Below are 25,847 nucleotides of genomic sequence, written 5' to 3'. Positions count from 1 at the left end.
ACTCCCCCCGCAAGAGAGCATGACCATGACCTACGACCTCATCCTGACAGGCGGCACAGTGGTCAACCATGACGGCGAGGGGGCGCGGGACATTGGCGTGAAGAATGGGCGCATCGCCGCGATAGGCGATCTCCGCCAGGCCTCGGCCGGCGAGACGATCGACTGCCGCGGCCTGCACCTCCTGCCTGGCGTCGTCGACAGCCAGGTGCATTTTCGCGAGCCGGGACTGGAGCACAAGGAAGATCTGGAAACGGGCTCGCGGGCTGCGGTGCTTGGCGGTGTCACCGCTGTGTTCGAGATGCCCAACACCAACCCGTTGACCACCAGCGAGGCAACGCTTGCCGACAAGGTCCGGCGCGGTAGCGGCCGCATGCATTGCGACTTCGCGTTTTGGGTCGGCGGTACTCGTGACAACGCCAGGGACGTCGGTGAGCTCGAACGGTTGCCGGGCGCGGCGGGAATAAAGGTCTTCATGGGATCGTCCACTGGCGACCTGTTGGTCGAGGATGACGAAGGCGTCGCCTCGATCCTGCGCAACACACGCCGTCGTGCCGCGTTCCATTCCGAGGATGAATTCAGGTTGCGTGAGCGCCTTGGCGAGCGCATCGAGGGCGATCCGTCATCACATCCGGTCTGGCGCGACGAGATCGCCGCCTTGCGCTGCACCGAGCGGCTGGTGCGTATCGCGCGGCAGACCCGCGCCCGCATCCACGTCCTGCACATCTCGACCGCCGAGGAGATCTTGTTCCTAGAACAGCACAAGGATGTAGCGACCTGCGAGGCGACGCCGCACCATCTGACGCTGAGCGCCGAGGACTATCCCAGGCTCGGCACGCTTATCCAAATGAACCCGCCAGTGCGTGCCTCGCGCCACCGCGACGGCGTCTGGCATGGCATCGCGCAGGGCATCGTCGACGTGCTTGGCTCCGATCACGCACCACACACGCTGGCCGAAAAGGCAAAACCGTATCCGGCTTCGCCTTCGGGCATGACCGGTGTGCAGACACTGGTGCCGATCATGCTCGACCACGTCAATGCCGGTCGGCTGACCCTGCAGCGTTTCGTCGACCTGTCCAGCCACGGCCCGCAGCGCATTTTCGGCATGGCCAGAAAAGGACGCATCGCCGCCGGTTACGATGCCGATTTCACCATTGTCGACATGAAGCGACGCGAGACCATCACCAATGCACAGGCCGGCTCGAAGGCGGGTTGGACGCCTTATCATGGCAAGGAAGTGACCGGCTGGCCAGTCGGCAGCGTCGTTCGCGGCCGCCGCATCATGTGGGACGGCGAGATCGTCACGCCTGGGCAAGGCAGGGCCGTGGAGTTTTCCGAGGCGCTTCCGGGATAGGTTCCTGCGAGGAGAAGGCCAAAAGCCTAATCCCCAGCGACGAAAAATGTCCACTCCCCGGCGGGCGTAATGCCGACGCGATAGAAGATGTAGGCGCCGAACTGCTTCATGTCGTCGAAATCGCTGGCGGTGACGATCTTGAACAGCTCGACCCGTTGCCTAGCGTCGAGCTTGTCCAGCGGAAGTGCGAAGAAATACGGCCAGACATAGAGTTCCTGGGGCGTTCCCGCGTCGACATGGACATAGCCGGCACTGAGCACTTCCTCCAGGATGGCCAGGATTTCCTGGCCGTCAGGATCTCCGGATAGCCCTTTGAGAAAGGTAATGGCGTCGCCATCAATGTCGGCCAACGACAGCTGGGTCATGCTGTCGCCCTTGCCGATCAACGGTCGGAGCTTTTCGATGTCGCCGCTCTTGCAGGCTTCGATGATCAAATCATGCATGCGCCGCACGGGCTCGGGCAGCTTGCCAAGGTCGTAGACGACTTCCGGCAATGGCGCTTCGGGATCGACACGCGGCCTGTTGCTGCCGCCATCCGATGGACTGTTGGGCTCTGCCGCGTCCGGAGCAGCCGGCTGCTGGCCGGTCGATGGCGGCGTTCCCACCGGGTCAGGCATGGGAATCGCGCCCCCGGGCGAAACGTCGTCATCCGTTGACGGTGTGACAGGCGAGGGGAGCTCTTCGCGCTTGATCTCGCTCAGTGCATAGGCCGGGCTGCTTGCCAGGCACGTCACAAAGGCAATCGCGGCACAGCAAGCGGCGAGGCGGATGTAGAGGACCAGGCCCTTCGGTTGGCCTGACATCGGAAAATTCACTGCCCGTATCTCCTTGGCTCCGGGCATGATGCCCAAACGGCACTCGATCGTCAAAGAACCAATGTCGGTTCAGTGCCGCAGCCGCTCGGGTTCGAAGGCACCAGCAATCACCTTTTCACGCATGCGGTCGAGCAGGGCAAGGGCCGATGTCTCGCCGTTGGCGCGCAGCATTTCGCCGAATGCGGTCTCAAGCGCCGCTTCGGCAATGATCTCGGGCTCGATGCCGGCCGAAAGGCCTTCCGCCCAGGCTTCGCTGTGGCTCTCCACCGCCGTCAGGCGTTTTTCTTCCCTGACCAGCGCGTCGATGTCGTTGACACAATGTTCCATAAGCGATGTCCACCCTTTCAAGCGGCAACCCATCAGTGTGGATCAGGCTTGATCTGTTCCGTTACACGCAGCCTCAAGTAAGTATCTGTAAATACGACATTTTTTTGATCGTCTTTTACAGCAGGCGGCTATGTCTGGCGAAGCTGCGTTTCAACCCGGAACAAACTTAGCCGATTAGGCCGGCCTGCGGGGTGAAAACCTTCAGTTTGAGTTAATTCCGCTTTCGTGCGGTAACGTTTGATTAACACTGTTGCAGAAGTGCAACATCAGGATTGCACCAAGTCAGGGACCGGGACAAGCTTGATATGTCCGTCGTCGCAGCCGTGAGCGCGAATATCTGTTGATGGAGACTAGTTTCCGTAGCGCGACGCGATATCGCGCGACAGTGTCTCGCCTTCATTCATGTAGCGGCTGATGGCTTCGGTGGCCGAAGCGGTGCACTGGGTATAGGTGCCGCCGAAGGAACGATAGCCGCGATTGAAGCTGGCGATGAAGCGGGCGCGTCGCTCCGGGTCCGGATTTTCCGAATCGAGCAGTTTTTCCATTTCGCCACGCCACTGGTCGCCCTTCTCCCCGCACAGATTGCGCAGGAAATGCAGCGACCCCAGAACCTCCGCCAGCCGCATCAGCCCCGGCTCGAACGGCGACTCGGCACTGAACGCAGGCTGTGTTGCCACAGCCATACTGACGGCAAGGCACAAGGCGACAAGAAACGGAGGGCGGCTCATGTGCCTATGTGGCCAAACAATTTGTCGCCTGCAAGGCGTTTGCAGCGCGGCGGTTGGAGAAATTCGGCGGCTTCAGGGGGAACCAGCAGGCCGGCCAAGCAGATCTTCCGCCACAGCGAACACCGAACCGGCAAGCGGCAGGGCCGCCATTTCACGCAGCGTGTAGAATGCGGCTGTCTCGGCATCGTCGCTGGCCACGGCTTCGCCGCCGGCATAGGCCGCCCCGAAGACGGTCAGGCGGTAATCGACCGGGTGGCTGTCGTCCCTGCCGTCGATATGGATTTCCCGAAGCGGGCGAAATCCGGTGGCATGCAAACCGGTCTCTTCCTGCAGTTCACGCTTTGCGGCATCCTCCAGCGTCTCGCCGGCCTCGACCTTGCCGCCCGGAAAGGCATAGAGCCCCCGCGAGGGCTGCCGTGCTCGCTTGACCAGCAGTACGGTGTCACCACGCACGACGGCCACCGAAACGGCCGGAAGTGTCTTGCGCTGTTCGTTCATGGCTTCGATCGGGCTCGATGGCAGGTCTGTTGTGGACCGCCCAGCATGAGGAAGCTTTAGCGGTTGCGCAACGCCGGCTCCATCGCCACCTTCATTCCACACCATTCGAAGGGCACCCATCGACCATGTGCGGACGTTTTGCCTTGACCGCGCCACCGGATCAGACCGCTGCTTTTCTCGGCTTGGCCGAGCTGGAGGAATTTCCGGCGCGCTACAACATCGCGCCGACGCAGCCGGTGCTGGTGGCGACCGCCGCCGCTCCGCGGGCGCCGGGCTCCAATTTGCCGGACCGGCAATCCATGCTGGTGCGCTGGGGGCTCATTCCCGCCTGGGTCAAGGACACCAGGGAGTTTCCGCTGCTGATCAATGCACGCTCGGAAGGGGCAATCGAAAAGGCCTCGTTCAAGGCCGCCATGCGCCATCGCCGCGCTTTGGTGCCGGCTTCGGGTTTTTACGAGTGGCGGCAGAGCGGGGGCAAGAAGGGGCAGCCTTACTGGATACGGCCCCGGCATGGCGGCCTCGTCGCCTTTGCCGGCCTGATCGAGACCTATGCCGAGCCGGGCGGATCGGAAATGGACACCGGCGCCATCCTGACGGTCAACGCCAATGCCGACGTCGCCCACATCCACGATCGGATGCCGGTGGTCATCGATCCCAGGGATTTCGCCCGTTGGCTGGATTGCCGCAGGCTGGAGCCGCGCGATATCGCCGACCTGCTGCGGCCGGCGCAGCTCGATTTCTTCGAGGCGATCCCCGTATCCGACCTCGTCAACAAGGTCGCCAACACCGGTCCGGAGATTCAGGTGATAGGGGAGATCGGGCCGGAGCCCGAGAAGGCCAAGCGCCACAAGCCTAGCGCCGACGACAGTCAGATGACGTTGTTCTAGCCGAAGCTGTTATCTGGAGGCGCATATGAGCGCCTCATGCCCGGCGCCTTTCGCGCCGGCCGCGCACCGCTTCAGGCGGCGCGGGGCGATACAATCTTCGGCGCCGGCTTCTTCTTCTTCGCGGTGTGAAGAAGGGCGGCGACGATCGCGGCCGGCCCGATCGCACGATAATGGCTTGCCAGCGCCGGTTGCTTGGCGCGGGTGGCGTCTTGCTTGCTTCGAGACATGTTTCTCTTCCCAGGTAACGTTTTCGTGTTCGCGTTTGACCGTCGAATCCGACCAAATCGTGACGCTTGGTGATCTAGCCGGCGAATGTTTCATGACTGTGCCGACATGTTTAATAAAATGTTTCACTGCCTGATTCCGTGTGATCGAGCGACGTGTTCGCCAGTCTCGGCGACGTTTTTCCTGGCAGTAGCGACTTGACGGCAACACTGACCGAGGCGATAAAGCCGCCCATGAAAACGTCTTTCGCCATTTGTGGCATTTGCATTATTGGCTAGCCTCGCGCTGGTCCGGACGTTTTCGCCTCATCTTTCCCCAGATTGGACAAACGCCCCGGCCAGCAGGCTGGAGTCTGATTGCGCCTCTGCGCGCGGCTGGCTCCATCCTAAAAGCATGATCCCGAAAAGTGGAAACCGGTTTTCGGATAAGATCATGCTCCAACCAAAGTTCTGAACCGGGAAGGCATGGAATGTCAGACGCATCGCAGGGCTTGCGCCTCTACAACACGCTGACACGCACGAAGGCGGATTTCGTTCCGATCGATGCGTGCAATGTGCGCATGTATGTCTGCGGCCCGACCGTCTACGACTTCGCCCATATCGGCAATGCCAGGCCGGTGATCGTCTTCGACGTACTGTTCCGCCTGCTGCGCCATCTCTATGGTGAGACGCACGTCACCTATGTGCGCAACATCACCGACGTCGACGACAAGATCAACGCGCGCGCGCTGCGTGATTTCGGTGGCGAGATATCGGCCGGAAACCTGTCGCTCAACGAAGCGATCCGGCGCGTGACCGAAAAGACGGCCGATCAGTTCCACAGGGATGTCGCCACGCTTGGCTGCCTGGAGCCGACGGTCGAGCCGCGCGCCACCGAATTCGTCGAGCCTCGCGCCGACGGCAAGGCCGACATGATCACCTTGATTCAAAGCCTGATCAAACGCGGCCATGCCTATGTCGCGGCAGGCGAAGTTCTGTTCGATACGGAGTCGATGCCGGACTACGGGCAATTGTCGAAACGCAACCTCGACGAACAGCAGGCCGGCGCCCGTATTGCCGTCGACGCCCACAAGAAAAACCCTGGCGATTTCGTGCTGTGGAAGCTGTCCTCGCCGGAAGAACCGGGCTGGCAGAGCCCCTGGGGTAGGGGTCGGCCGGGCTGGCACATCGAATGCTCGGCGATGTCGGCGGCCTATCTCGGCGAGGTGTTCGACATCCATGGCGGCGGCCTCGACCTGATCTTCCCGCACCACGAGAACGAGATCGCCCAGTCGCGCTGCGCCCACGGCACTTCAGTCATGGCCAATGTCTGGATGCACAATGGCTTCCTGCAGGTCGAGGGCCAGAAGATGTCGAAGAGCCTCGGCAATTTCTACTCGATCCACGAACTGCTGGAGACCGAGACCTTCGGCGGCCGCAACTGGCCGGGCGAGGTGCTGCGGCTGGCGATGCTGATGACGCATTACCGCGAGCCGATCGACTTTTCCGTGCGCAAGCTGGAGGAGGCGGAGAACACGCTGCGCAAATGGAAACGCGCTGCGGATCTGGCGCCGGCGGCGGTAGGGCAGGTGCCGGTGGAGGTCGTGGAAGCGTTATCGGATGATCTTGCGACATACGCGGCCTTCCAGGTGTTGACCCAGTTGGCCGGCGACGCCGCAGACGGTAACCAAGCCGCTGCTGCACTGAAGGCGTCGCTGCTGTTCCTCGGCTTTGATGTCGCCTCGGCAGAAGTGGATGAAGACAAGGTCGCGAAGGCAATCGCCAATCGTCTCGCGCTCATCGCGGCGAAGAACTGGGCCGAAGCCGACCGCATCCGCGACGAGCTCCTATCGCAAGGTATACAGTTGAAGGACGGCAAGGATCCGGTCACCGGAGGGCGAATCACCACTTGGGAGATAAAAAGATGATCGACCATCTCGGCATCACCGTTGCCGATTTCGAGGCTTCGAAGGCTTTCTACGATGAGGCGATGGCGCCGCTGGGTGCTTCGCTGCTTTACATGGTGCCGCTGGAATATACGGGCGGCGCCAAGGTTGGCGGTTATGGCCGCGACAGGCCGGTGTTCTGGCTGAGCACCGGCAAGGATAGACCGAGAGATCATCAGCATGTCGCCTTCACTGCGCGCAGCCGTGGCGAGGTCGATGCCTTCCACGCCGCTGCACTCGCCGCCGGCGGCAAGGACAATGGCGAGCCTGGCCTGCGCCCGCACTATCACCCGAACTATTATGGCGCCTTCGTCTTCGATCCCGACGGCAACAATGTCGAGGCTGTCTGCCATGATCCGGAGTGAGCCCGTGAATCGGAGTGTATCATGAGCCTCGACAATCGGCCGATCTACACGGGCGGCTGCCAGTGCGGCGCGGTGCGCTTCCGCGTCGAGGGCGCGCTTGGCGACGCTTCGGTCTGCCACTGCCGCATGTGCCAGAAGGCATTCGGCGCGTTCTATGCGCCGCTGGTGTCGGTGCGTGGCGCCAGGCTCGACTGGACGCGCGGCGAGCCGAAATATTTCCGCTCATCCAGCCATGTCGATCGTGGTTTCTGTGCCAATTGCGGAACGCCGCTGACCTTCACCGCGCCTGATGGGGTGGGGCTGGCCATCGGTGCATTCGACAATCCGGCGGAGATCGTGCCGTTGATCCAATGGGGCACCGAGTCAAAACTGCCCTATGTCGACACCATTCCGGACCTGCCGGGCGAGGATACGATGGCCGACATGTCGGCGGCTCCCTATCTCGCCGATCTCGTCTCCTACCAGCATCCCGATCACGACACCGACCAATGGCCGCCGGAGGAAAGACCATGACCGAGACTGTCCGAACCGGCGGCTGCCAGTGCGGCGCCGTGCGCTTCCGCATCAAGGGAGCGCTTGGCCGCCCGTCTATCTGCCATTGCCGCATGTGCCAGAAACAGTTCGGCTCCTTCTTCGGCGCGCTGGTCACAGTGCCAAGGGATGGCGTCGAGTGGACCCATGAGGAACCGAGCTATTTCCAGTCGTCGGTCAACATCGATCGCGGCTTTTGCGCCCGCTGCGGCACACCGCTGACCTATCGCCAGCCGGGCGGGCTGGAGATCGCCATCGGCGCTTTCGACGACCGTTCGGATCTGGCGCCGCAAATCCAGGTCAACTATGCGGCCCGGCTGCCTTGGGTGGAGACGATCTTCGATCAGCCTGTTCACCAGGATTCCGACTACTATGCGCGGCAGGAGCAGATCATCTCCTTCCAACACCCCGATCACGAAACGGCCAACTGGCCGCAACAGGGCCTGAAACTATGAGCTTGCGTACCCTCTATCCCGAGATCGAACCGTTCGAGTCAGGCATGCTCGACGTTGGCGATGGCCATGGGGTCTATTGGGAGCGTTCCGGCACCAAAGGCGCCAAGCCGGCGGTGTTCCTGCATGGCGGGCCCGGTGGAACCATTTCGCCGAAGCACCGGCGGCTGTTCGATCCAAAACTCTACGACGTCATCCTGTTCGATCAGCGCGGCTGCGGAAAATCGACGCCGAACGCCTCGCTGGAGGCCAATACGACCTGGCATCTCGTCGCCGACATCGAACGCCTGCGCGAAATGGCCGGCTTCGACACATGGCTGGTGTTCGGCGGCTCCTGGGGCTCGACGCTGGCGCTCGCTTATGCCGAGACGCACCCTGACCGCGTCAGCGAGCTTGTGGTGCGCGGCATCTACACGCTGACCCGCGCCGAGCTCGAATGGTACTATCAGTTCGGCGTTTCCGAGATGTTTCCCGACAAGTGGGAGCACTTCCTGGCACCGATCCCCGAGGCCGAACGGGGCGACATGATGGCTGCCTACCGCAAGCGGCTGGTCGGGTCCGACCGCAAGGCGCAGATCGAGGCTGCCCGCGCCTGGAGCCTATGGGAAGGCGAGACGATCACGCTGTTGCCGGAGCCGGAGACAAGCGGGCCGTTTGGTGTAGACGACTATGCCATAGCCTTCGCCCGCATCGAGAACCACTACTTCGTCCATGCCGGCTGGCTGGAAGAGGGACAATTGCTCCGCGATGCGCACAAACTCAGCGATATCCCCGGCACCATCGTCCACGGACGCTATGACATGCCGTGTCCGGCACGCTACGCCTGGGCGCTGCACAAGGCCTGGCCAAGAGCCGACTTCCATCTGATCGAAGGCGCCGGCCACGCCTATTCCGAGCCCGGCATCCTCGACCGGCTGATCCGCGCGACGGACAAATTTGCAGGCAAATGACCATGACCCGCGAGCGCCTCTATCTCTTCGACACCACATTGCGCGATGGCCAGCAGACACCGGGCATCGACTTTTCCGTCGAGGACAAGATCGCGATTGCAAAACTGCTCGACGAATTCGGCATGGACTATGTCGAAGGCGGCTATCCCGGTGCCAATCCGACCGACACTGCGTTTTTTCAGCAGAAACGCACCGCACGCGCCAAATTCGTCGCTTTCGGCATGACCAAGCGCGCGGGGGTGTCCGCCTCGAATGATCCTGGCCTTGCTGCGCTCGTGCAGTCGAAATCGGACGCCATCTGCTTCGTCGCCAAGAGCTGGGACTACCATGTGCGCGTTGCGCTCGGCTGCACCAACGAGGAGAACCTGGAAGCGATCAAGACCTCGGTGGAAACCGCTGTCGCATCGGGCAAGGAAGCGATGGTCGATTGCGAGCATTTCTTCGATGGCTTCAAGGCCAATCCGGATTATGCGCTGGCCTGCGCCAAGACGGCCTACGACGCCGGTGCGCGCTGGGTGGTGCTGTGCGACACCAATGGCGGCACGCAGCCATCGGAGGTGCGTGCCATCGTCGCCAAGGTCATCGCCTCGGGCATACCGGGCGATCATCTGGGCATCCACGCCCATGACGACACCGGCCAGGCGGTTGCCAACTCGTTGGCTGCCGTCGAGGCCGGTGTGCGGCAGATCCAGGGCACGCTGAACGGCATCGGCGAGCGCTGCGGCAATGCCAATCTGATCTCGATCGTGCCGACGCTGGCGCTGAAGCCGGCCTTCGCCGATCGCTTTGTATCAGGCATTTCGGCCGAAGCGCTGACCGGCATTTCACGCCTGTCGCGGGCTTTCGACGAACTCTTGAACCGTGCCCCGGAAGCCCAGGCGCCCTATGTCGGCGTCTCGGCCTTCGCAACCAAGGCCGGCATCCATGCCTCGGCACTGGCCAAGGAGCCGGCGACCTACGAGCATGTGCCGCCGGAAACCGTAGGCAACCGCCGCCGCGTCATGGTCTCCGACCAGGGCGGCAAGGCCAATTTCCTTGCCGAACTGAAGCGGCGCGGCATCGAGGTGCCCAGGGACGATCACCGGCTCGATGCGCTGATTGGCGTGGTCAAGGAGCGGGAGGCCGAAGGCTACGCATATGAGGGCGCCGACGCCTCCTTCGAGCTCCTGGCGCGCAAGATGCTGCACGGCCTGCCGGAGTTCTTCAACGTCACCTCGTTTCGCTGCATGGTCGAGCGCCGCTTCGACGCCAACGGCCAGCTGAAGACGGTCTCTGAAGCGATCGTGAAAGTGCTGGTCGACGGCGAGGAGAAGATGTCGGTTGCCGAGGGACATGGCCCGGTCAACGCGCTCGACATCGCGCTGCGCAAGGATCTCGGCAAGTACCAGAGCGAGATCGTCGACCTCGAACTCGCCGACTTCAAGGTGCGTATCCTCAATGGTGGCACCGAGGCCATCACCCGCGTCCTGATCGAATCGCATGACGGCACCGGCGCGCGCTGGTGGACCGTCGGGGTGTCCGAAAACATCATCGACGCGTCGTTCCAGGCATTGATGGATTCGATCATCTACAAGCTGATGAAGAACCGCGAAATGGCGGGGTTGGTTGCCGCCGAATAAGGTTGAACCATCAGCGAAAGTCTATTGATCCATCAGAACTTTGTGATGGTCTTGCCAAGTTTACTGGGCCATAGCGTTGGCCCATGGTCACTGAAGCAATTGCTCTGGACGCAGATTCACAGGCCCGTCGCGGCTTCCTGCTGGCGCTGGGCGCCTATCTGTTGTGGGGATTGCTGCCTTTCTACATGAAGGCAGTCGCGCATCTGCCGCTTGCCGAAGTGATCGCCCATCGCATCGTCTGGTCCGTGCCGATCGCCGCGGCGGTTCTGGTCTGGGCCGGCCGCACCGCGGATTTCAAGGCTGCGGTCCGCTCGCCTCGAACCATCGCCATGGCGGCGCTGACGGCGGCTCTGATATCGGTCAACTGGGGCATCTATGTCTGGGCGATCGCCGTTGATCGTACCGTCGAAACCGCGCTCGGCTATTACATAAACCCGCTGGTGGTTGTCGTGGTCGGAGCCGTGCTGCTGGGCGAACGGCTCGACCGGTTGCAGATCGCGGCGGTCGCGCTTGCGGCGGTCGCAGTCATGCTGCTGACGATCGAGGGCGGCAAGCTGCCCTGGGTGTCGCTGGCGCTGGCGTTTTCCTTCGCCGCCTACGGCTTCTTCCGCAAGACGCTGCCGATCGGCCCGAGCCAGGGCTTTCTGCTCGAAGTGCTGTTGCTGTCGGTTCCGGCTCTTGGCTATATCGTCTACCTGATCGCGACCGGACAGGACCATATCGTACACAGCAACGGCACCGACACGGCCTTGCTGATCGGCTGTGGTCCGATCACATCGGTGCCGCTGCTTTTGTTCGCATTCGGCGCCAAGCTTTTGCGCCTCTCCACCATCGGCATCATGCAATATATCGCGCCGACCATGGTGTTCCTGATCGCGGTGCTGGTTTTCGACGAGCCGTTCGGCACGGCACAGGCCGCTGCCTTCGCTCTGATCTGGGCGGCACTTGCGATTTATTCCTGGTCGATGTTGACGAGCGCACGCCGGGCCGCTCGATAGGGTATACGCGCTTTGGCGTAAAAAGATGCCAGGCTGCCCGCTACAATCCTCGGCCAAGCCGCCTGACGAACAGATAAGTGGCCGCGGCGATGGCGACCGAGACCGCCGTCACCACCCAGAAGCCCACGGGCGTATCGACCAGCGGAAGACCGCCGACATTCATGCCGAACAGGCCCGATATGATGGTCATCGGCAGCAACACCGCCGTCATGACCGACAGAATGTAGAGCAACTGGTTAGACTGCATCGTCAGCTTCGCCATCAGCTCGTCCTGCAACAGCCTCGTGCGCGCCTGTAACTGCTCGCCGTCGTGATAGAGCGTCTGTGCCCGATGCGAGAGCCGGGCGGCCATGTCGTTGATCGGGTCAGGCAGCTCGTCGCGGTGCGCATGGTCGAGATGCCGGAACAGGTTGGTGAGCGTCGCCATCTGCCGATGGATTACCACCAGCTGCCGGCGCGCCTCGACCAGCGCCTGCCGCTCATTGTGCCATGCGTCGCGCACGACGCGATCCTCGATACCGTCGAGCGTGTCCGCGAGCTTGCCGAGCTCGACCGACATTCCGTCGAGCGACTGGCCCATGACCGCCTCGATCAGGTCCGCCGGCGAGCGGAATTTCCGTGAACCATTTTCCACCACCTTGCGGACGGCGTCGACCGACTCCAGCGGTTGCTTGCGGGCGCCGATCAGCATGGTGTCATTGAAGGCGAAGCGGAAATGGACGAGCCCGCGCGCCTCCGAAAAGTCGTGCTTGAGATCCGGCAGATCGCCATAGAGCCAGCCATCCTCATAGTCGATGTGGCAGCCATGGCTGGGGGCAAGGAAAGCATCGCGCGCTGGGGCTGGCAGTGCCTGCTCGGCGCCGATCTCCTGGCGAGCGTGGAGGTCGGTGATCTGATAGCTGCGCCATGTCCAGTGCGCCTGCGCGAGGTCTCTGGTCCGCACGCCTTCCGCTGTGAAATGATAGATGAAGAACAACCCGTGCTCATCGGGCAGGTAAGGCGACAGGTCGGTGCCTTCGGCAGGGAGGGCGATGTTCATTGTCGCTTCTCCAGATGGTCCAAGCAACGAGCCGCGCAGCGACCCAACCGCAAAATCCTAGCACGCGCGAACCTGGTTTCGTGTGACGGTTTCTTGACAGTTGCGGGTGGCAGCGCTGCCTCAGTGGCCGTGCCAAGCCGTCGGGAGCTTGTATCGCGCGTATCGGCCAACTCCATGGGGCACGCAGAGTTGTTCCTGGCGGCCACACGCGGCCGAGCTGTGTCGGCTGCCCCGTCTTCGTCTTCGTTCAGCGCTTCGGCCCAAACCCGGGGTAGGGGTTGAGCGGCACGATCGCGGCGATGTCCATCATGCCGGCCTTGATGAGTGGCAAGGTGGCTAGATGGCCGCGCACTTCGGCATCGTCGGCCGCCTCGAACATCATGCCGCTGCCGGGGATGTCGCCACGGTTCCAGACTTGGCGCACCGCGCCTTCGGCGTAGAGCGTGCGTCGCTGCTCGGCCTCGCCGGGCAGAAGCGGTGCGAAGTCGGCGTCGCCAAACTTTGCGGTGTTGCGGGTGAGAAGGGCAAAGAACTGCATGTCGGTCTCCTTTGGTTGGGATGGCCGACTATCCCAAGGGCTAGTCAGACTGTCCAAGACTGAATAGGCTAAAGTTGAGACCTGAAAGGACGGATAGATTCGGAGAGAAAGTGTTCGACCTGCGCCAGCTCCGCTATTTCGTCACTGTCGCCGAAACCGGCAATGTCGGCCGTGCCGCCGAACTGCTGCATATCTCGCAATCGCCACTCAGCCGGCAGATCATGCAGCTCGAGCAGCAACTGGGCGTCGCGCTTTTCGAGAGGGCAAGGCAGCGGGTTCATCTCAACGCCGAGGGCCGCGCCTTCCTTGCAGAAGCTCGCGCGCTACTTGCCAATGCGCGGCGCGTGGAGGCGTTCGGCCGCAACCTCGCCAGCGGCGCGGTCGGCCGTCTCGCCATCGGCTATGTCGAGGGCGCGGTGCATGCCGGTCTGGTTGCAGACATGCTCGGGCAATTCCACCGCGAACGGCCGCAATTGCATATCAGCCTGATGAGCCTGCGCTCCGCCGCGCAATTCGAGGGGCTGCGCCAGCGCACGCTGGATCTTGGCCTGGTCTATTCGCCGCCGCCGGCCGACTATCCCGAAATCGCCTCGATGCTGGTCCGGCGCGAGCCGTTGGTGCTGGCGATACCGGAGGGTGATGCGCTTACGGCTGTCGCCGAGATCCGCCCGCCTCACCTCGATGGCCGAACCTGGATCACGGTCGTGCGCCAGCCCGCCGACACCAATCGCGGCCAGTTCCTGGCAGCTTGCATCGAGGCTGGCTTCGTGCCCGACATCGCCTACGAGACTGCCGATCCCTTGACCTCGCTTGGGCTGGTCGGCGCCGGCCTCGGCCTGGCAACGGTGCAGGAGAGCCTGCGCCGCGCCGCGCCGCCGGGGATCGTCTTCCGCGACCTTCCCTGGTTCAAGCGCAGTGTGACGATCCATCTCGCCTGGCGGCGGCAGGATGGACGGGCGGTGATTGGAGATTTGCGGAGGGCTGTAGAGCAGTAGGCAGTAGGCAGTAGGCAGTAGGCAGTAGGCAGTAGGCAAGCCCCATTCCCTACTGCCTATTCCCTACATCTTGTCTATCACCGACTGCACGCCTTCGGTCGGCGCGTCGACGGAGGAGCCTGCCACCATGATGGCGGGCACGATAGCCTCCGGCTCGTTGACGACCAGCGGCTTGACCCGTTGCGCGGTGTGGATGAAGCCCTCTGCCGCCATGTGATCAAGCAACGACAGCATCGGGTCCCAGAATCCGTTGACATTGCCGAAGACGATCGGCTTGCGGTGATGGCCGAGTTGCGCCCAGGTCATGATCTCGACGATCTCCTCGACTGTGCCGATGCCGCCAGGCAGCGCCACAAAGGCGTCGGATTTCTCGAACATCCTGTGTTTGCGCTCGTGCATGTTGTCGGTGATCAATAACTCGTCGAGCCGGTCGAGCGCTGTTTCGGTTGCTTCCCTGTTGATCAGGAAGCGGGGAATGATGCCTGTCACCTTGCCGCCGGCCTTGAGCGCGCCTTCGGCGACGGCGCCCATGATGCCTTTGGTGCCGCCGCCATAGATCAGCCGCAGCCCGGTCTTGGCAATTGAACGGCCAAGCAGGTGTCCGGCCTTCGCATAGATTTCATCTCGGCCCGGAGACGAGCCGCAATAGACGCAGACGGATCGAATCGTGTTCATACCGATGATTGGTGATTGGGTCTGGAAGCGGGGTCAAGCCCTGGGGGCCGACAGTCCGGGCTTTTTCTTGTCGGCTTTGGTAAAACACGCTAGACCGGCGTTAGGTGGCTAAGGGGTAGGGAAATATGGCAATTAATCCATTGAAGGCGTTTCTGTTCGCGGCGGGTGGGACCGTCGCGGTCGGGGGAACCGCCTATGTATCGGGTGCACTCGACCCGTATCTTCATCCAACGCCGGCGCCGCAGGTCGCGGCCTTGACGCCGCCCGTGGCGCCAAAACCGGCCGACCCCGGCACGGAAGGGCGACTGCCGGCGCCGGCGGTGCCGGCGGCACCCGCCGCCGCGCCTCAGGCGACCGCTCCGGCCGCGCCGGCAACGGAAGCTCCGGCCGCACCGGCTGTCGATGCAAAGGCTCCTGCCGCGCAGGCACCAGCCGCTGCCGGTCCCGTTGCGCCGACCTTCGACGTCGTACGCGTCGAGAGCAATGGTTCTATCGTCGTCGCCGGCAATGCAGCACCCAATTCAAAGGTCGAGATCCTCAACGGCACGACGGTGCTTGGTTCAACGGTGGCGGGTCCCGATGGCGCCTTTGTCATCGTGCTCGACGATCCGCTGAAGCCTGGCGACTATACGATTGCGCTGCGCTCGACAGTCGGCACGGTCGTGACCGCTTCGGCGCAGACCGCGGTCGTCGCGGTTCCCAAGGATGCCGCCGGCCAGGTGCTGGCTATGGTCGAGGAGCCGGGCAAGCCGGCCGAACTGCTGACGGTTCCGGCGCCCGAGACCAAACCGGCAGCGCCTGCCACCGGCGACCAGGCTGCCGCTCCGGCGCCGGCGGCTCCGGCTGCCGCCGCTAAAGCACCAGCGACTGGCGCTCCGGCGCCAGCTGCACCGGCTCCCGCGCCCGCCGTCGTCGAGACAACACCGGCTCCGGCTGCTCCGGCGACACCACCCGCCGCGGCCGTGGCAGAACCCAAGATCGTGGTCGAGGCGGTCGAGATCGATGGCAACAAGATCTTCGTCGCCGGCCTCGCCGACCCGGGCCGCAAGGTGCGCGCCTATGCCAACGAAATCCTGCTCGGCGAAGCGCAGACATCGCCGGACGGTCATTTCCTCGTCGAAGCGACACGCGACATTCCGGTCGGCAGCTATACCATCCATGTCGACGGCCTCGATGCCGATGGCGTGAAGGTTGTGGCTCGCGCCGCCGTGCCTTTCGAACGCGAACCAGGCGAAGCGGTCGCCGCCGTGGCGCCCGCCGAGACCAAGCCGGCGGATGCCAAGCCGGCAGAGACCAAGCCGGCCGCACCCGCGGCTGCCGAAGCACCTGCCGCGCCGGCTCCCGCGGCGCCTGCCGCCGAGGCTCCGGCCGTCGTCGCCGCGGCCACTCCGCCGAGCGACGTGCCGGAGGTGGTGTCACCCAAACTCGAACATGCCGATGGCGCCGTCATCATCCGCCGCAACGATACGCTGTGGCGAATTTCGCGGCGCGTCTATGGCCACGGCGTGCGCTATTCCACCATCTACCTCGCCAACCAGGACCAGATCAGGGATCCCAATCGCATCTGGCCCGGCCAGGTGTTCAAGGTTCCGGAAAAGTCCAAGGAAGGCGAAGCCGCCGATCTCAAGGCAATGGGCGAGCAGGCAACGACAGCGCCGACCAAGACGCAGTAGCGAAGAGATCGGCAATCTGCCGATCTACCCATCGGTCTAGCTTGCTCCGTCATCGTTCATCGTCTATCGCCGATGAACGATGACGGAAACCGCCCTTGAACCAAATTGCGCCACCGGCGCTTTGTCCAACTGCATCCCCGACAGCCACACCGTCGCGGCTCGGTTTGCGGCATTATCGCATCCGGCACGGATCGAGATACTGAAGCACCTGTCGGCCAGCAATTCCTGTTGCTGCCGCGAAGTCGTCGACCGTTTCGACCTGGCGCAGTCTACCGTATCCCAGCATCTCAAGATCCTGGTCGAGGCCGGTCTGGTCCGCTTCGAGCCCGACCGCCAGCGCTCCCGCTATGCTGTCGATCGCGCGGCGCTCGCCGATATCTCGGCGTCGCTGAACGCACTCGTCAATTCCTGCTGCTCCGGCCGCTGACCCTCTCACCCAAAAGGCAAGAAAAGTGGTCGAAAAAACCGTCTCCGCCGACACCTCAACCCTCACCACGTTGCGCAATTTATGGCCCTATATGTGGCCGGCCGACCGCGCCGACCTCAGGGCGCGCGTCACCTGGGCGACGCTGCTGCTGGTGGTAGCCAAGGTGACATTGGTCGCCGGTCCGTATTTCTTCAAATGGGCGACCGATGCGCTGGCGGGCGCGTCCAAGGCACCGCCGCCACTGCCGTCCTTCCTGCTTGCCCCGGTGATGCTGGTCATTGCCTACAATGTGCTGAGGCTCGTCCAGCTCGGCTTCAACCAGTTGCGCGATGCGCTGTTTGCCCGCGTCGGCCAGCATGCCGTGCGGCAGCTCGCCTTCCGTACCTTCGTCCACATGCACCAGCTGTCGCTGCGCTTCCACCTGGAGCGCCGCACCGGGGGCCTGTCGCGCATCATCGAGCGCGGCACCAAGGGCATCGAGACGATCGTGCGTTTCATCATGCTGAACACGGCGCCGACCATCCTCGAATTCGCGCTGACCGCCGGCATATTCGGCTTCACCTATGGCTGGAAATATGTGGCCGTGGTTGCGGTCACCGTCTGGCTCTATGTCTGGTTCACGGTCAAGGCCAGCGACTGGCGCATCTCCATCCGCCGCGACATGAATGACAGCGACACCGATGCCAACACCAAGGCGATCGACTCGCTGCTCAATTTCGAGACGGTCAAATACTTTACCAACGAGCGCATGGAGGCCGATCGCTTCGACCGATCGATGGCGCGCTACGAGGTCGCCGCCACCAAGACCTGGACCTCGCTCGGCTGGCTGAACTTCGGCCAGGGCGTCATCTTCGGCCTCGGCACCGTCGTCGTCATGTGCATGTCGGCGCTGGAGGTGCAGGCGCACACGCAGACGGTCGGCGATTTCGTCTTCATCAATGCCATGCTGGTACAGCTTTCCGTACCGCTCAACTTCATCGGCTTCATCTATCGAGAAATCCGGCAAGGGTTGACCGACATCGAGCACATGTTCGACCTGCTCGACGTGCCGCAGGAGATCGTCGACAAGCCCGACGCCAAGGCCCTCGTCGTCGGCACGGGCAAAGTCGAATTCCGAGACGTGCATTTCTCCTACGATCCGAACCGCAAGATCCTGAAGGGCGTCTCCTTCGAGGTGCCGGCCGGCAAGACGGTCGCCATTGTCGGGCCGTCGGGCGCCGGCAAGTCGACCATTTCGCGCCTGCTGTTCCGATTCTACGACGTGCAGGCCGGCCAGGTGCTGATCGATGGCCAGGACATCCGGGATGTCACCCAGGATAGTTTGCGCGCAGTGCTCGGCATGGTGCCGCAGGACACGGTGCTGTTCAACGACACCATCGCCTACAACATTCGCTACGGCCGCGTTGGCGCGAGCGAGGAGGAGGTGCGCAAGGCAGCCGAACTCGCCCAGATCGGGCCATTCATCGAGAAGTTGCCCGACGGTTACAAGTCGATGGTCGGCGAGCGCGGGCTGAAGTTGTCCGGTGGTGAAAAACAGCGCGTCGCGATCGCCCGCACCATCCTCAAAGCACCACCGATCCTGATGCTCGACGAAGCGACCTCGGCGCTGGACAGCCACACCGAGCAGGAGATCCAGGCGGCTCTCGACCTCGTCAGCAAGGGGCGCACCACCATCGTGATTGCCCACCGCCTGTCGACGGTCATTTCCGCCGACGAGATCATCGTGCTCAAGGACGGCCAGATCGCCGAGCGTGGCACTCATGTCGAGCTGATGCGAAAGCATGGCCTCTACGCCTCGATGTGGGACCGCCAGCGCGAGGCGACCGAAGCCGAGGAGCGCTTGCGTCTCGCCCGCGAAGGCGACGAACTTGGCGTCGTGGTGCGCAGGCGGACGTCGGAGGTTAATTGATTTTTGTGCTTGACCTCAACATAAGTTGAGATTGTACGCCGTTTCCTGGAGCCCAAGACACCCCTTGATCCAGGAACGGAACAATCGAAATGAACGACATTAGTCAGAACGTTAACGGCGGCAGCGTGTTCAGGGTGGACAAGTTCGTCGTCCCGGCCGCCGCTCGCGAGGAGATCCTCGTCAAGGTCAGGACGACGCACGAATTGCTGCGCCGACAGCAGGGTTTCGTGCAGGATTTCCTGCTCGAGCAGTTTTCGGGGCCGGGTAAATTCAACCTGGTGACGATCGTCGAATGGGAGAGCCAGGCGGCCGTCGACATGGTCGTGCCGATCGTCAAGGCCGCGCATGAGCGTGTCGCGTTCGATCCGCAGGAGACGATCGCCCGGCTCGGGGTGCGCGCCGATATCGCCAACTATCAGCGGATTCCCGGAGTTTAGCTCACGGCCAGCCGACGCCAGGTGCCGGCGCATCCACGCTGAGCACCTGGCCGGTTCTGATATCGCTGACCATGTGCTCGAAGCCACGCCACTCGGCGGCTGCAATGAACAGCGTTTGCCTGTCCGCGCCGCCCAGCATGCAGGCAAAACAGCCGCGATCGACAGCAACGGTCTGCAGCACCTCGCCGCCTTCGCGCACCCGCACGCAGTGTTTGTTGGGAACATCCGCGTACCAGACCGCCCCTTCGGCATCGAGACAGATGCCATCGGGATAGCCGTCGAGCTCGGCCCACACGCGCCGGTTGGATAGGGCGCCGTCGCCTGCGATGTCGAAAGCTGTCAGCCGGTTGGCGTTCGATTCGGCAAGGATCAGCGTCCGGTTGTCCGAGGTCACCGCCATGCCGTTGGCGAAGGCGATATTGTCAGCCACTTGCCGGATCGCGCCGTCCGGTGTGATCAGCACGATGGTGCCCGGACCGAAAGGCTGGCCGACGGTAGGCGTCGGTCCGCCGCCATTGACATAGGCATTGCCGCGCCCGTCGACGACGATCTCGTTCCATGGGCTTTTCGACAGGCCGCGCAGATCGGCAACGGTGACGAGCCTGCCATCGGCTTCTTGCCGAAGCAGCAGGCCTTCGCGGCCCGAGACGACGAGCAGCCGGCCGTCCGGCAGCCAGTCGATGGAGTAGGGCAAGGTGGCGGGTATAGTGACCATGATCTCGGTTTTGCCATGTGCATCGATCGCGATGATCTCGCCGGTGCCCCAATTGCACAGCCAAAGGCGTCCATCGTGCCAGCGCGGTGATTCACCGAAGGCGAGGCCGGTTGTAAGGAGACGAGTTTTGGTGCCGGATGATGTCTGCATGATCTGAAGCCTCCTTTGCGCGTCGTCGGCCTCTGCGGGCGCGATCAGGCGCTTTTACACCAAGGACGGATGCGGGAGCGGTTCGCCGACAGTGGCTTACGGCTTTTCGCTCAGAAAAAACGCTCCATCGACATGGCCGTTGGCGGAGCGTGCGACTGCCCGAAGACCGATGAGCCTTGCCCATTCATCCTCGCCGCCGATTGTCGCGTTGCGGGCAGGGGGTGTTTCGGCTATTGAGGCCGGACCTGAAACAGGGACCGCCCCCAGCCCATGAGCCTTGTCGACACGGTCAAGAACGCGTTCGTACCGATCCACCGCGAAGGTTATCCGTTCATCGCGGCCTTTGGCGCGGCAACGCTCTTCCTCGGCTATTTCTCCTCAATTCTTTTCTGGATCGGCCTGATCCTGACGGCTTGGTGCGTCTATTTCTTCCGCGATCCCGAACGCGTCACGCCGGTCGACGACGGCCTTGTGGTGAGCCCCGCCGACGGCATCATCTCGGCGGTCGGCCCGGCCCTGCCGCCGCGCGAACTTGGCCTCGGCAACGTCGAGATGACCCGCATCTCGGTGTTCATGAATGTCTTTTCCTGCCATGTGAATCGCGCTCCGGTGCGCGGCCGTATCGCCAGGATCGAACATCGGCCGGGAAAATTCCTCAACGCCGAACTCGACAAGGCCAGCACCGAAAACGAGCGCAACGGCCTGGTTATCGAGAGCCCCAACGGCACGGTCGCCGCCGTCCAGATCGCCGGCCTGGTGGCGCGCCGCATCGTCTGCTGGGCGGAAGCCGGCACTTCTATCGGCACCGGCGAGCGCTTCGGCCTGATTCGCTTCGGCTCGCGCGTCGATGTCTTCCTGCCGTTGACCGCCACGCCGCGGGTCGCCGTGGGCCAGACCGCGGTCGGCGGCGAAACCGTGCTCGCCGAATTCGGCGGCGTCGCCGGCACCCCTCTCGTGCGGATTTCCTGAGCGGTGGGCACGCAATACAAAAAGTTCGAGGCCCATGCCAGCGGCGGTCCGCGCATCCGCGAGATCCCGATGCGCATGGTGCTGCCCAACCTGGTCACCGTGCTTGCCATCTGCGCCGGCCTGTCCGGCATCCGTTTCGCCTTCGAGGACCGCTTCGAGACTGCGGTGGTCATGGTGCTGCTCGCAGCGTTTCTCGATGGCATTGACGGCCGTCTGGCGCGAATGCTGAAGGCGACGTCCAAATTCGGTGCGCAGATGGATTCGCTCGCCGACATCGTCAATTTCGGCGTCGCGCCGGCTTTGGTGCTCTATGCCTTCCTGCTGGATCGCGCCGGCTCGCCGGGCTGGATCGCGGCGCTCCTGTTCACCATCGCCTGCGGGCTGAGGCTTGCCCGCTTCAACGTGCTCGACGACGACAAGGCCGAACGCCCGCTGTGGCAGTCCGAATATTTCGTCGGTGTGCCGGCTCCGGCGGGTGCGGTGCTGGTGATGCTGCCGCTCTATCTGTTTTTCCTGCGGCTCGGCATCGAGCCAAGCCGGCCGGCTGCCTTCATAGCCACCGGTTTCACCATCCTGGTCGCGTTCCTGCTGGTCAGCCGGCTGCCGGTCTATTCCGGCAAGAGCGTCAAGATTCCCGGTGACAGGGTGTTGCCGGTCATTTTGGCCGTCGTGCTCTACGTCCTCCTGCTGATGACCTATCCCTGGTACACGCTGACGGCCTCGGTCGCGGGCTATCTGATCTTCCTGCCGTTTTCCGTCCGCGCCTACTCCAAGCGTGCCAAGCTCGAGGGCGAGAAGGTGCCGCCTTCGGACATAGGTTAGAAGGTCCGCCGAAGTCCTTGATCGGACTCAGGCCGCGACGCCGAGCCCCAGCCTGTCGATCGCCAGCTTCCTGGTCGAGACATAATCGGTCTTGCCGGAACCGAGCACCGGGATCTCTTCCACCTTGACGATGTCGTTGGGCACCATCAGTTCGGCGGCGCCGGCTTTCTTGCCGAACTGACGCAGTTCTTCGGGATTGGCATCGTCGGCGGTCGTGACCAGCACGATGCGTTCGCCGCGCCTCTTGTCGGGCACCGCCACCGCCGCATGGCTCTCTTCCGGCCACAGCGACTGCACCAGCATCTCGACCGCGCCCAGCGACACCATCTCGCCGGCGATCTTGGCGAAGCGCTTGGCGCGGCCGCGAATGGTGATGAAGCCTTCGCGGTCGACGGCGACGATGTCGCCGGTGTCGTGCCAGCCGGTCAGTGGCTGCAACTCACCGGGACGGTCCGTCGTCATATAGCCCATCATCAGGTTCGGCCCGTCGAGCCACAATTGGCCGGCGTCCGAGATGCCTTCGACCGGTTCCAGCTTCATGCGCATCGCCGGCAGGAGTCGGCCGACGGTGCCGTCGCGGCCGTGGATCGCGGTATTGACGGCAACCACCGGTGCTGCCTCGGTCAGCCCGAAACCTTCGACGATCTCAGCCTGGAAACGCTCGCGATAGACGCGGCGCGTTTCCGGCTTCACCGCTTCCGCGCCGGCAACGACAAAGCGCAGGCTGGAGAAATCGCCGTCCTTGGCGGTGCGCGCATAGTTGGCGAGGAAGGTGTCGGTGCCGAACATGATGGTCGGCTTCACCTTGCGGGCGATCTCGGGGATGATCTTGTAGTGGAGGGGCGAGGGGTAGAGGAACAGCTTTACCCCGGTGACCAGCGGCAGGATGGTGCCACCCGTCAGTCCGAAGGAATGAAACACCGGCAGCACGTTGAGCAGGATGTCGGCCGGCGAGATGGTGATGCGCGCCTCGGCCTGCATGGCGTTGGCGTAAAGGTTCTTTTGCGACAGAACAACTGCCTTCGGCGTGCCTTCCGAACCCGAGGTGAACAGGATCACGCCCGGCTTGGCCGCATCCTGCCGCTGCAGCGGCAGGCGCCACAGCAGGGCGGCGGCAAACTTGTCCAGCGTGGTGACGCTCTGCCTCGCATCTTCGAGCCACAGCAGCCTGGCGCCGCCCTTTTCGATCGCCGCGACAATATCGGCAAGATCGGCCTTCTCGGCGAAAGCGCGGGAGGAAACGACGGTGCGGATGACGGCTGTCCGCACCGCCGCCGTGACGCTCGCCGGCCCGGCGGTATAGTTGATCATCGCCGCCACCCGGCCCGCCGAGAGAAGGCCGACCAACGACAACACGACGCCATTGGCGTTGGGCAGCATTATCCCCACCGCCTCGCCTGGTGCCGTCACCGCCTCGAAGCGCCTGCCCAGCACGCGCGCGCCGATGAACGTCTTGCGGTAGCTCAGCGCGCCCGAGATGACATCCTCGATGATCGGATGCGAGGCGCCGACGCGGCTCGCCGCATCGCGCATGGCCAGGAACAGGCCGCGATCAAGGTCGGAGCCGAAAAGCCGCGCCTCGGCGACGCGGTCGAACAGCGCATTGGTGTTCGAGGTCTGATCTGGATTGCGCGCCACCAGTTCGGCGATCGTCATCGGCTCCAGCACGCTGATCGACAGGCGCGGAAACCAGTGCCGGGGCGCCTTGTCGGCCGGCGTCAAGGATACCGGCAGGCTGCGCGCGCCGGCGATGAAGATCGGCACGATACGGGCGTCGGCCTGCATGGCGATGCGGGTGACGGCGCGAAACAGCCGAAACGTCTTGATATCAGGCTCGACCGCGTCCGGCAGATAGACGGCGAGCCGGCCCTTGCCCTTCAGCACGCGCACCAGCCGGCGGCTGACGAAGAGATGTTCGGCATTGAAGGCGATGCTGCGGCCGAGCTCTCGCCATGGTTCGAGCCAAGGCGAGCGTGCCGAGACCTCGTCTAGTATATGCAGCGTGTCATCCGGCAGCAGCGACAGCATCAGCGCCGGCTCGAAGCGCGATTGGTGCGAGATGACGTAGATGACCGGAGCCTGCGCCTTGCGCGCGATCCCGATGCGATTGTCGCTGATCCTGTAGGCGAGCTTGAACGGCACATAAAGCAGCGCCTGGGTGAAACGCAGGCCGAGGCGGAATTTCTCCACCACGCCGATCAGCAGCCAGGCCACGACAAGACCCGCAAGCAGCGCCAGTGTCAGGATCATGCCGCCTCTCTCCCAACGGTTCTTGTCATCGCGGCTCTTCGGCGACCGCTTCGGGGCAGAGCCTAGCGGAAGCCGGAGCAAGGTCAATGCGGACGAGGCGGTCTTTCCTTCTCCCTTCGCAAGGAGAAGGAACAAGGTCGTCATGCCGCCTTCAGCCGTCCGCTGATGAAACGGAACTCCTGCGTCTTGCCGCCATAGCCATAAGCGGCTGCCGGCACCTCATGCACGAAGGCATAGCTTTCGTCATGCACGCCGCCCAGCAGGCGGCCAAAGGCATCGAAGAGAGCCTTGAGATAGGCTTCGAGCTCGAGCTTGGTGTTGGTGCCGTCGACGACCTTGATATCCAGCCAGAATGTGTTGGTGCCATGCTCCGCCAGCGACTTGCCGCCGGCGAACCAGTGCCGCGGATCGACATAGGATACAGCGACGGCGGTGATCGTCGGGTCCTTGCGCAGTTGCTTGGCGGTGATCTCGGTTATTTCCCTGGCAATCTCGGCTGACAAGGTGGCGTCTGGCTTGCCGGTGACGCTGATGTTGATGATGGGCATTTTTCTTCTCCTGGTTTCCAGCGGCGACTGATCGCCGTTGAAGAGACCATGTCATCATCCTGGAATCAAAAAAATCGAATTGTTTTCAACAAAAGATTCGATAAAATCGAATTATGGAAACACTAAATCCCGATCTGCTCAAAACCTTACTCGCTTTCGTCGACAGCGGCTCGCTGGCGCAGGCGGCTTCCAGTGTCGGCCGTTCGCCTTCGGCGGTGACCGCCCAGATGCAACGGCTGGAGGAGATCGTCGGCGAGCCGTTGCTGACGCCGCAGGGGCGGGGTCGTGGGCTGACGTCGGCCGGCGAAGACCTCGTCGGCCATGCCAGGCGCATTCTTGCCGTGCATCGCGAGGCGTGGCTGGCCTTGAAGGGGGCACGGGCTGCCGGGCGTGTCGCCATCGGCACGACGCAGGATTTTGCCGACAGCGGCCTGCCGGACCTGCTGCGTGCCTTCGCCACCAGCCATCCGCGCGTCAGGATCGAATTGCGGGTTGGCCGCTCCGCCGAACTGGCGCAGGCGCTGCAGGCCGGCGGCCTCGATCTGGCGATCGTCATGCGCCAGGCGGCGGCGCCGGACGAGGTCGGGGTCCTGCGCGAGCCGATGATATGGCTGTGTTCACAGAAGGGACTGGCCTCGCGGCAGGAAGAACTGCCGCTGGCATTGCTGGACCCCTATTGCGGTTTTCGCGAAGCCGCACTCGCAGCGCTCGATGCCGCCGGCCGCCGTTACCGCATCGCCGCCGGAAGCGCCAGCCTGGCCGGCCTGCGCGCCGCGGTGAACGCCGGCGTTGCGCTGACCTTGCGAACCCCGCGCTTTGCCCATTCCGGCATCGTCGAAGCGCCGCGAGAGTTTGGCTTGCCATCGGTTCCGATGGCAGAGTTCGCGATCCGTTTGCGTACTGGCGCCGATGCCCCGGCCAGTGATTTGGCGGCGCTGCTTGGTGGCAACCTGGCTTCGTTTGGGCATCCCGGTTGAAGTCACGGCCCCCTCCATCTCCCGTCCAGGCTTGAGCAAAGAAAAAGCCGACC

28 protein-coding genes are annotated in these 25,847 nt (G+C 63.3%); 17 read left to right on the top strand and 11 right to left on the bottom strand.

What is annotated here, in order from left to right:
• The first annotated feature begins 19 nt into the window (after window positions 1-19).
• A complete protein-coding gene (locus EB233_RS23620; protein ID WP_064991771.1) occupies window positions 20-1,351 on the top strand; it encodes a dihydroorotase in 1,332 nt (443 codons plus the stop codon).
• A gap of 26 nt (window positions 1,352-1,377) precedes the next feature.
• Here the strand turns inward: EB233_RS23620 and EB233_RS23615 are convergent, their stop codons facing one another.
• The 4 genes from EB233_RS23615 to EB233_RS23600 all read right to left on the bottom strand — a co-directional run bounded on the left by EB233_RS23615 (window position 1,378) and on the right by EB233_RS23600 (window position 3,719).
• On the bottom strand, window positions 1,378-2,166 hold the full coding sequence (locus EB233_RS23615) for a hypothetical protein (protein WP_064991898.1): 789 nt from the start codon (window positions 2,164-2,166) through the stop codon (window positions 1,378-1,380).
• 69 nt (window positions 2,167-2,235) lie between these two features.
• Window positions 2,236-2,493: a hypothetical protein gene (locus tag EB233_RS23610; RefSeq protein WP_064991770.1), complete on the bottom strand. Its 258-nt coding sequence runs from the start codon at window positions 2,491-2,493 to the stop codon at window positions 2,236-2,238.
• Between the two features lie 350 nt (window positions 2,494-2,843).
• The gene (locus EB233_RS23605; protein WP_064991769.1) at window positions 2,844-3,221 is read right to left on the bottom strand and encodes a TIGR02301 family protein; all 378 of its coding nucleotides are present in this window, start codon (window positions 3,219-3,221) and stop codon (window positions 2,844-2,846) included.
• A 72-nt stretch (window positions 3,222-3,293) separates the two neighbouring features.
• Complete coding sequence (locus EB233_RS23600) at window positions 3,294-3,719, bottom strand: NUDIX hydrolase (RefSeq protein WP_064991768.1); 426 nt, start codon at window positions 3,717-3,719, stop codon at window positions 3,294-3,296.
• Window positions 3,720-3,844: 125 nt separating this feature from the next.
• Between EB233_RS23600 and EB233_RS23595 the strand changes: the two genes are divergently transcribed.
• Entirely contained in the window at window positions 3,845-4,606 is a 762-nt protein-coding gene (locus tag EB233_RS23595; RefSeq protein ID WP_064991767.1) for an SOS response-associated peptidase, read from the top strand.
• A 71-nt stretch (window positions 4,607-4,677) separates the two neighbouring features.
• Here the strand turns inward: EB233_RS23595 and EB233_RS23590 are convergent, their stop codons facing one another.
• Entirely contained in the window at window positions 4,678-4,833 is a 156-nt protein-coding gene (locus EB233_RS23590) for a hypothetical protein (protein ID WP_081294303.1), read from the bottom strand.
• A gap of 467 nt (window positions 4,834-5,300) precedes the next feature.
• Between EB233_RS23590 and cysS the strand changes: the two genes are divergently transcribed.
• The 7 genes from cysS to rarD all read left to right on the top strand — a co-directional run bounded on the left by cysS (window position 5,301) and on the right by rarD (window position 11,670).
• A complete protein-coding gene (gene cysS, locus EB233_RS23585) occupies window positions 5,301-6,737 on the top strand; it encodes a cysteine--tRNA ligase (protein WP_064991766.1) in 1,437 nt (478 codons plus the stop codon).
• Entirely contained in the window at window positions 6,734-7,120 is a 387-nt protein-coding gene (locus tag EB233_RS23580; protein WP_064991765.1) for a VOC family protein, read from the top strand. The genes cysS and EB233_RS23580 overlap by 4 nt, the downstream gene beginning before the upstream one ends.
• A 21-nt stretch (window positions 7,121-7,141) precedes the next feature.
• Window positions 7,142-7,633, top strand: coding sequence for a GFA family protein (locus EB233_RS23575; RefSeq protein ID WP_064991764.1), 492 nt, complete (start codon window positions 7,142-7,144; stop codon window positions 7,631-7,633).
• Window positions 7,630-8,106 (top strand): GFA family protein, encoded by a 477-nt coding sequence (locus tag EB233_RS23570; protein ID WP_081294325.1) that lies wholly within the window; start codon window positions 7,630-7,632, stop codon window positions 8,104-8,106. The genes EB233_RS23575 and EB233_RS23570 overlap by 4 nt, the downstream gene beginning before the upstream one ends.
• Entirely contained in the window at window positions 8,103-9,053 is a 951-nt protein-coding gene (pip, locus tag EB233_RS23565) for a prolyl aminopeptidase (RefSeq protein WP_064991762.1), read from the top strand. Before EB233_RS23570 ends, pip begins: the two co-directional genes overlap by 4 nt.
• Complete coding sequence (cimA, locus tag EB233_RS23560; RefSeq protein ID WP_171892255.1) at window positions 9,050-10,672, top strand: citramalate synthase; 1,623 nt, start codon at window positions 9,050-9,052, stop codon at window positions 10,670-10,672. Before pip ends, cimA begins: the two co-directional genes overlap by 4 nt.
• 83 nt (window positions 10,673-10,755) lie before the next feature.
• The gene (gene rarD, locus EB233_RS23555) at window positions 10,756-11,670 is read left to right on the top strand and encodes an EamA family transporter RarD (RefSeq protein ID WP_064991761.1); all 915 of its coding nucleotides are present in this window, start codon (window positions 10,756-10,758) and stop codon (window positions 11,668-11,670) included.
• 40 nt (window positions 11,671-11,710) lie between these two features.
• On the opposite strand, the gene EB233_RS23550 is transcribed toward rarD, so the two are convergent.
• Together EB233_RS23550 and EB233_RS23545 are read right to left on the bottom strand one after the other, a co-directional pair.
• Complete coding sequence (locus tag EB233_RS23550; RefSeq protein ID WP_064991760.1) at window positions 11,711-12,709, bottom strand: transporter; 999 nt, start codon at window positions 12,707-12,709, stop codon at window positions 11,711-11,713.
• Window positions 12,710-12,956: 247 nt separating this feature from the next.
• On the bottom strand, window positions 12,957-13,247 hold the full coding sequence (locus EB233_RS23545) for a muconolactone Delta-isomerase family protein (RefSeq protein WP_027053330.1): 291 nt from the start codon (window positions 13,245-13,247) through the stop codon (window positions 12,957-12,959).
• A gap of 110 nt (window positions 13,248-13,357) precedes the next feature.
• Between EB233_RS23545 and EB233_RS23540 the strand changes: the two genes are divergently transcribed.
• Complete coding sequence (locus EB233_RS23540; RefSeq protein ID WP_064991759.1) at window positions 13,358-14,242, top strand: LysR family transcriptional regulator; 885 nt, start codon at window positions 13,358-13,360, stop codon at window positions 14,240-14,242.
• A 63-nt stretch (window positions 14,243-14,305) separates the two neighbouring features.
• Here EB233_RS23540 and EB233_RS23535 read toward each other — a convergent pair whose 3' ends face one another.
• Window positions 14,306-14,917 carry an LOG family protein gene (locus EB233_RS23535; protein WP_064991758.1) on the bottom strand — a complete coding sequence of 204 codons (612 nt, stop codon included), beginning with the start codon at window positions 14,915-14,917 and terminating at the stop codon, window positions 14,306-14,308.
• 125 nt (window positions 14,918-15,042) lie between these two features.
• On the opposite strand from EB233_RS23535, the gene EB233_RS23530 reads away from it, so the two are divergent.
• From EB233_RS23530 to EB233_RS23515, 4 genes are all read left to right on the top strand, one after another.
• Complete coding sequence (locus EB233_RS23530; RefSeq protein ID WP_064991757.1) at window positions 15,043-16,590, top strand: LysM peptidoglycan-binding domain-containing protein; 1,548 nt, start codon at window positions 15,043-15,045, stop codon at window positions 16,588-16,590.
• Between the two features lie 79 nt (window positions 16,591-16,669).
• Window positions 16,670-17,017 (top strand): ArsR/SmtB family transcription factor, encoded by a 348-nt coding sequence (locus EB233_RS23525; RefSeq protein ID WP_064991756.1) that lies wholly within the window; start codon window positions 16,670-16,672, stop codon window positions 17,015-17,017.
• Window positions 17,018-17,042: 25 nt separating this feature from the next.
• A complete protein-coding gene (locus EB233_RS23520) occupies window positions 17,043-18,926 on the top strand; it encodes an ABCB family ABC transporter ATP-binding protein/permease (RefSeq protein ID WP_064991755.1) in 1,884 nt (627 codons plus the stop codon).
• Between the two features lie 89 nt (window positions 18,927-19,015).
• On the top strand, window positions 19,016-19,363 hold the full coding sequence (locus EB233_RS23515; RefSeq protein WP_064991754.1) for an antibiotic biosynthesis monooxygenase family protein: 348 nt from the start codon (window positions 19,016-19,018) through the stop codon (window positions 19,361-19,363).
• A 1-nt stretch (window position 19,364) separates the two neighbouring features.
• Here EB233_RS23515 and EB233_RS23510 read toward each other — a convergent pair whose 3' ends face one another.
• Window positions 19,365-20,228 (bottom strand): SMP-30/gluconolactonase/LRE family protein, encoded by an 864-nt coding sequence (locus EB233_RS23510; protein WP_064991753.1) that lies wholly within the window; start codon window positions 20,226-20,228, stop codon window positions 19,365-19,367.
• Between the two features lie 270 nt (window positions 20,229-20,498).
• Here EB233_RS23510 and EB233_RS23505 point away from each other — a divergent pair, with 270 nt between their 5' ends.
• Both EB233_RS23505 and EB233_RS23500 read left to right on the top strand, forming a co-directional pair.
• Window positions 20,499-21,197, top strand: coding sequence for a phosphatidylserine decarboxylase (locus tag EB233_RS23505; RefSeq protein WP_027053322.1), 699 nt, complete (start codon window positions 20,499-20,501; stop codon window positions 21,195-21,197).
• A 3-nt stretch (window positions 21,198-21,200) separates the two neighbouring features.
• Complete coding sequence (locus EB233_RS23500; protein ID WP_064991752.1) at window positions 21,201-22,019, top strand: CDP-alcohol phosphatidyltransferase family protein; 819 nt, start codon at window positions 21,201-21,203, stop codon at window positions 22,017-22,019.
• Between the two features lie 27 nt (window positions 22,020-22,046).
• Here EB233_RS23500 and EB233_RS23495 read toward each other — a convergent pair whose 3' ends face one another.
• Both EB233_RS23495 and EB233_RS23490 read right to left on the bottom strand, forming a co-directional pair.
• A complete protein-coding gene (locus EB233_RS23495) occupies window positions 22,047-24,269 on the bottom strand; it encodes an AMP-binding protein (RefSeq protein WP_064991896.1) in 2,223 nt (740 codons plus the stop codon).
• A 140-nt stretch (window positions 24,270-24,409) separates the two neighbouring features.
• Window positions 24,410-24,817: a tautomerase family protein gene (locus EB233_RS23490; RefSeq protein ID WP_064991751.1), complete on the bottom strand. Its 408-nt coding sequence runs from the start codon at window positions 24,815-24,817 to the stop codon at window positions 24,410-24,412.
• Between the two features lie 113 nt (window positions 24,818-24,930).
• Between EB233_RS23490 and EB233_RS23485 the strand changes: the two genes are divergently transcribed.
• Window positions 24,931-25,794, top strand: a complete 864-nt coding sequence (locus EB233_RS23485; protein ID WP_064991750.1) for a LysR substrate-binding domain-containing protein — start codon at window positions 24,931-24,933, stop codon at window positions 25,792-25,794.
• The last annotated feature ends 53 nt before the right edge of the window (window positions 25,795-25,847 follow it).

Origin of the sequence: Mesorhizobium erdmanii, assembly GCF_013170725.1 — a bacterium.
In the GTDB taxonomy this organism is placed as follows: domain Bacteria; phylum Pseudomonadota; class Alphaproteobacteria; order Rhizobiales; family Rhizobiaceae; genus Mesorhizobium; species Mesorhizobium erdmanii.
The sequence above is the reverse complement of the archived record's forward strand: the minus strand, read 5'-3'. Positions and strand labels throughout refer to the sequence as shown.

What these genes read in the sequence shown, in the direction of transcription:
- cimA (WP_171892255.1), top strand. Translation starts at nt 9,050, where the DNA reads ATGACCATGACCCGCGAGCGCCTCTATCTCTTCGACACCACATTGCGC.
- EB233_RS23605 (WP_064991769.1), bottom strand. Translation starts at nt 3,221, where the DNA reads ATGAGCCGCCCTCCGTTTCTTGTCGCCTTGTGCCTTGCCGTCAGTATG.
- rarD (WP_064991761.1), top strand. Translation starts at nt 10,756, where the DNA reads ATGGTCACTGAAGCAATTGCTCTGGACGCAGATTCACAGGCCCGTCGC.
- EB233_RS23510 (WP_064991753.1), bottom strand. Translation starts at nt 20,228, where the DNA reads ATGCAGACATCATCCGGCACCAAAACTCGTCTCCTTACAACCGGCCTC.
- EB233_RS23575 (WP_064991764.1), top strand. Translation starts at nt 7,142, where the DNA reads ATGAGCCTCGACAATCGGCCGATCTACACGGGCGGCTGCCAGTGCGGC.
- EB233_RS23600 (WP_064991768.1), bottom strand. Translation starts at nt 3,719, where the DNA reads ATGAACGAACAGCGCAAGACACTTCCGGCCGTTTCGGTGGCCGTCGTG.
- EB233_RS23580 (WP_064991765.1), top strand. Translation starts at nt 6,734, where the DNA reads ATGATCGACCATCTCGGCATCACCGTTGCCGATTTCGAGGCTTCGAAG.
- EB233_RS23505 (WP_027053322.1), top strand. Translation starts at nt 20,499, where the DNA reads ATGAGCCTTGTCGACACGGTCAAGAACGCGTTCGTACCGATCCACCGC.
- EB233_RS23590 (WP_081294303.1), bottom strand. Translation starts at nt 4,833, where the DNA reads ATGTCTCGAAGCAAGCAAGACGCCACCCGCGCCAAGCAACCGGCGCTG.
- EB233_RS23550 (WP_064991760.1), bottom strand. Translation starts at nt 12,709, where the DNA reads ATGAACATCGCCCTCCCTGCCGAAGGCACCGACCTGTCGCCTTACCTG.
- EB233_RS23570 (WP_081294325.1), top strand. Translation starts at nt 7,630, where the DNA reads ATGACCGAGACTGTCCGAACCGGCGGCTGCCAGTGCGGCGCCGTGCGC.
- EB233_RS23515 (WP_064991754.1), top strand. Translation starts at nt 19,016, where the DNA reads ATGAACGACATTAGTCAGAACGTTAACGGCGGCAGCGTGTTCAGGGTG.
- EB233_RS23620 (WP_064991771.1), top strand. Translation starts at nt 20, where the DNA reads ATGACCATGACCTACGACCTCATCCTGACAGGCGGCACAGTGGTCAAC.
- EB233_RS23530 (WP_064991757.1), top strand. Translation starts at nt 15,043, where the DNA reads ATGGCAATTAATCCATTGAAGGCGTTTCTGTTCGCGGCGGGTGGGACC.
- EB233_RS23545 (WP_027053330.1), bottom strand. Translation starts at nt 13,247, where the DNA reads ATGCAGTTCTTTGCCCTTCTCACCCGCAACACCGCAAAGTTTGGCGAC.
- pip (WP_064991762.1), top strand. Translation starts at nt 8,103, where the DNA reads ATGAGCTTGCGTACCCTCTATCCCGAGATCGAACCGTTCGAGTCAGGC.
- EB233_RS23535 (WP_064991758.1), bottom strand. Translation starts at nt 14,917, where the DNA reads ATGAACACGATTCGATCCGTCTGCGTCTATTGCGGCTCGTCTCCGGGC.
- EB233_RS23495 (WP_064991896.1), bottom strand. Translation starts at nt 24,269, where the DNA reads ATGATCCTGACACTGGCGCTGCTTGCGGGTCTTGTCGTGGCCTGGCTG.
- EB233_RS23525 (WP_064991756.1), top strand. Translation starts at nt 16,670, where the DNA reads ATGACGGAAACCGCCCTTGAACCAAATTGCGCCACCGGCGCTTTGTCC.
- EB233_RS23490 (WP_064991751.1), bottom strand. Translation starts at nt 24,817, where the DNA reads ATGCCCATCATCAACATCAGCGTCACCGGCAAGCCAGACGCCACCTTG.
- EB233_RS23485 (WP_064991750.1), top strand. Translation starts at nt 24,931, where the DNA reads ATGGAAACACTAAATCCCGATCTGCTCAAAACCTTACTCGCTTTCGTC.
- EB233_RS23610 (WP_064991770.1), bottom strand. Translation starts at nt 2,493, where the DNA reads ATGGAACATTGTGTCAACGACATCGACGCGCTGGTCAGGGAAGAAAAA.
- EB233_RS23595 (WP_064991767.1), top strand. Translation starts at nt 3,845, where the DNA reads ATGTGCGGACGTTTTGCCTTGACCGCGCCACCGGATCAGACCGCTGCT.
- cysS (WP_064991766.1), top strand. Translation starts at nt 5,301, where the DNA reads ATGTCAGACGCATCGCAGGGCTTGCGCCTCTACAACACGCTGACACGC.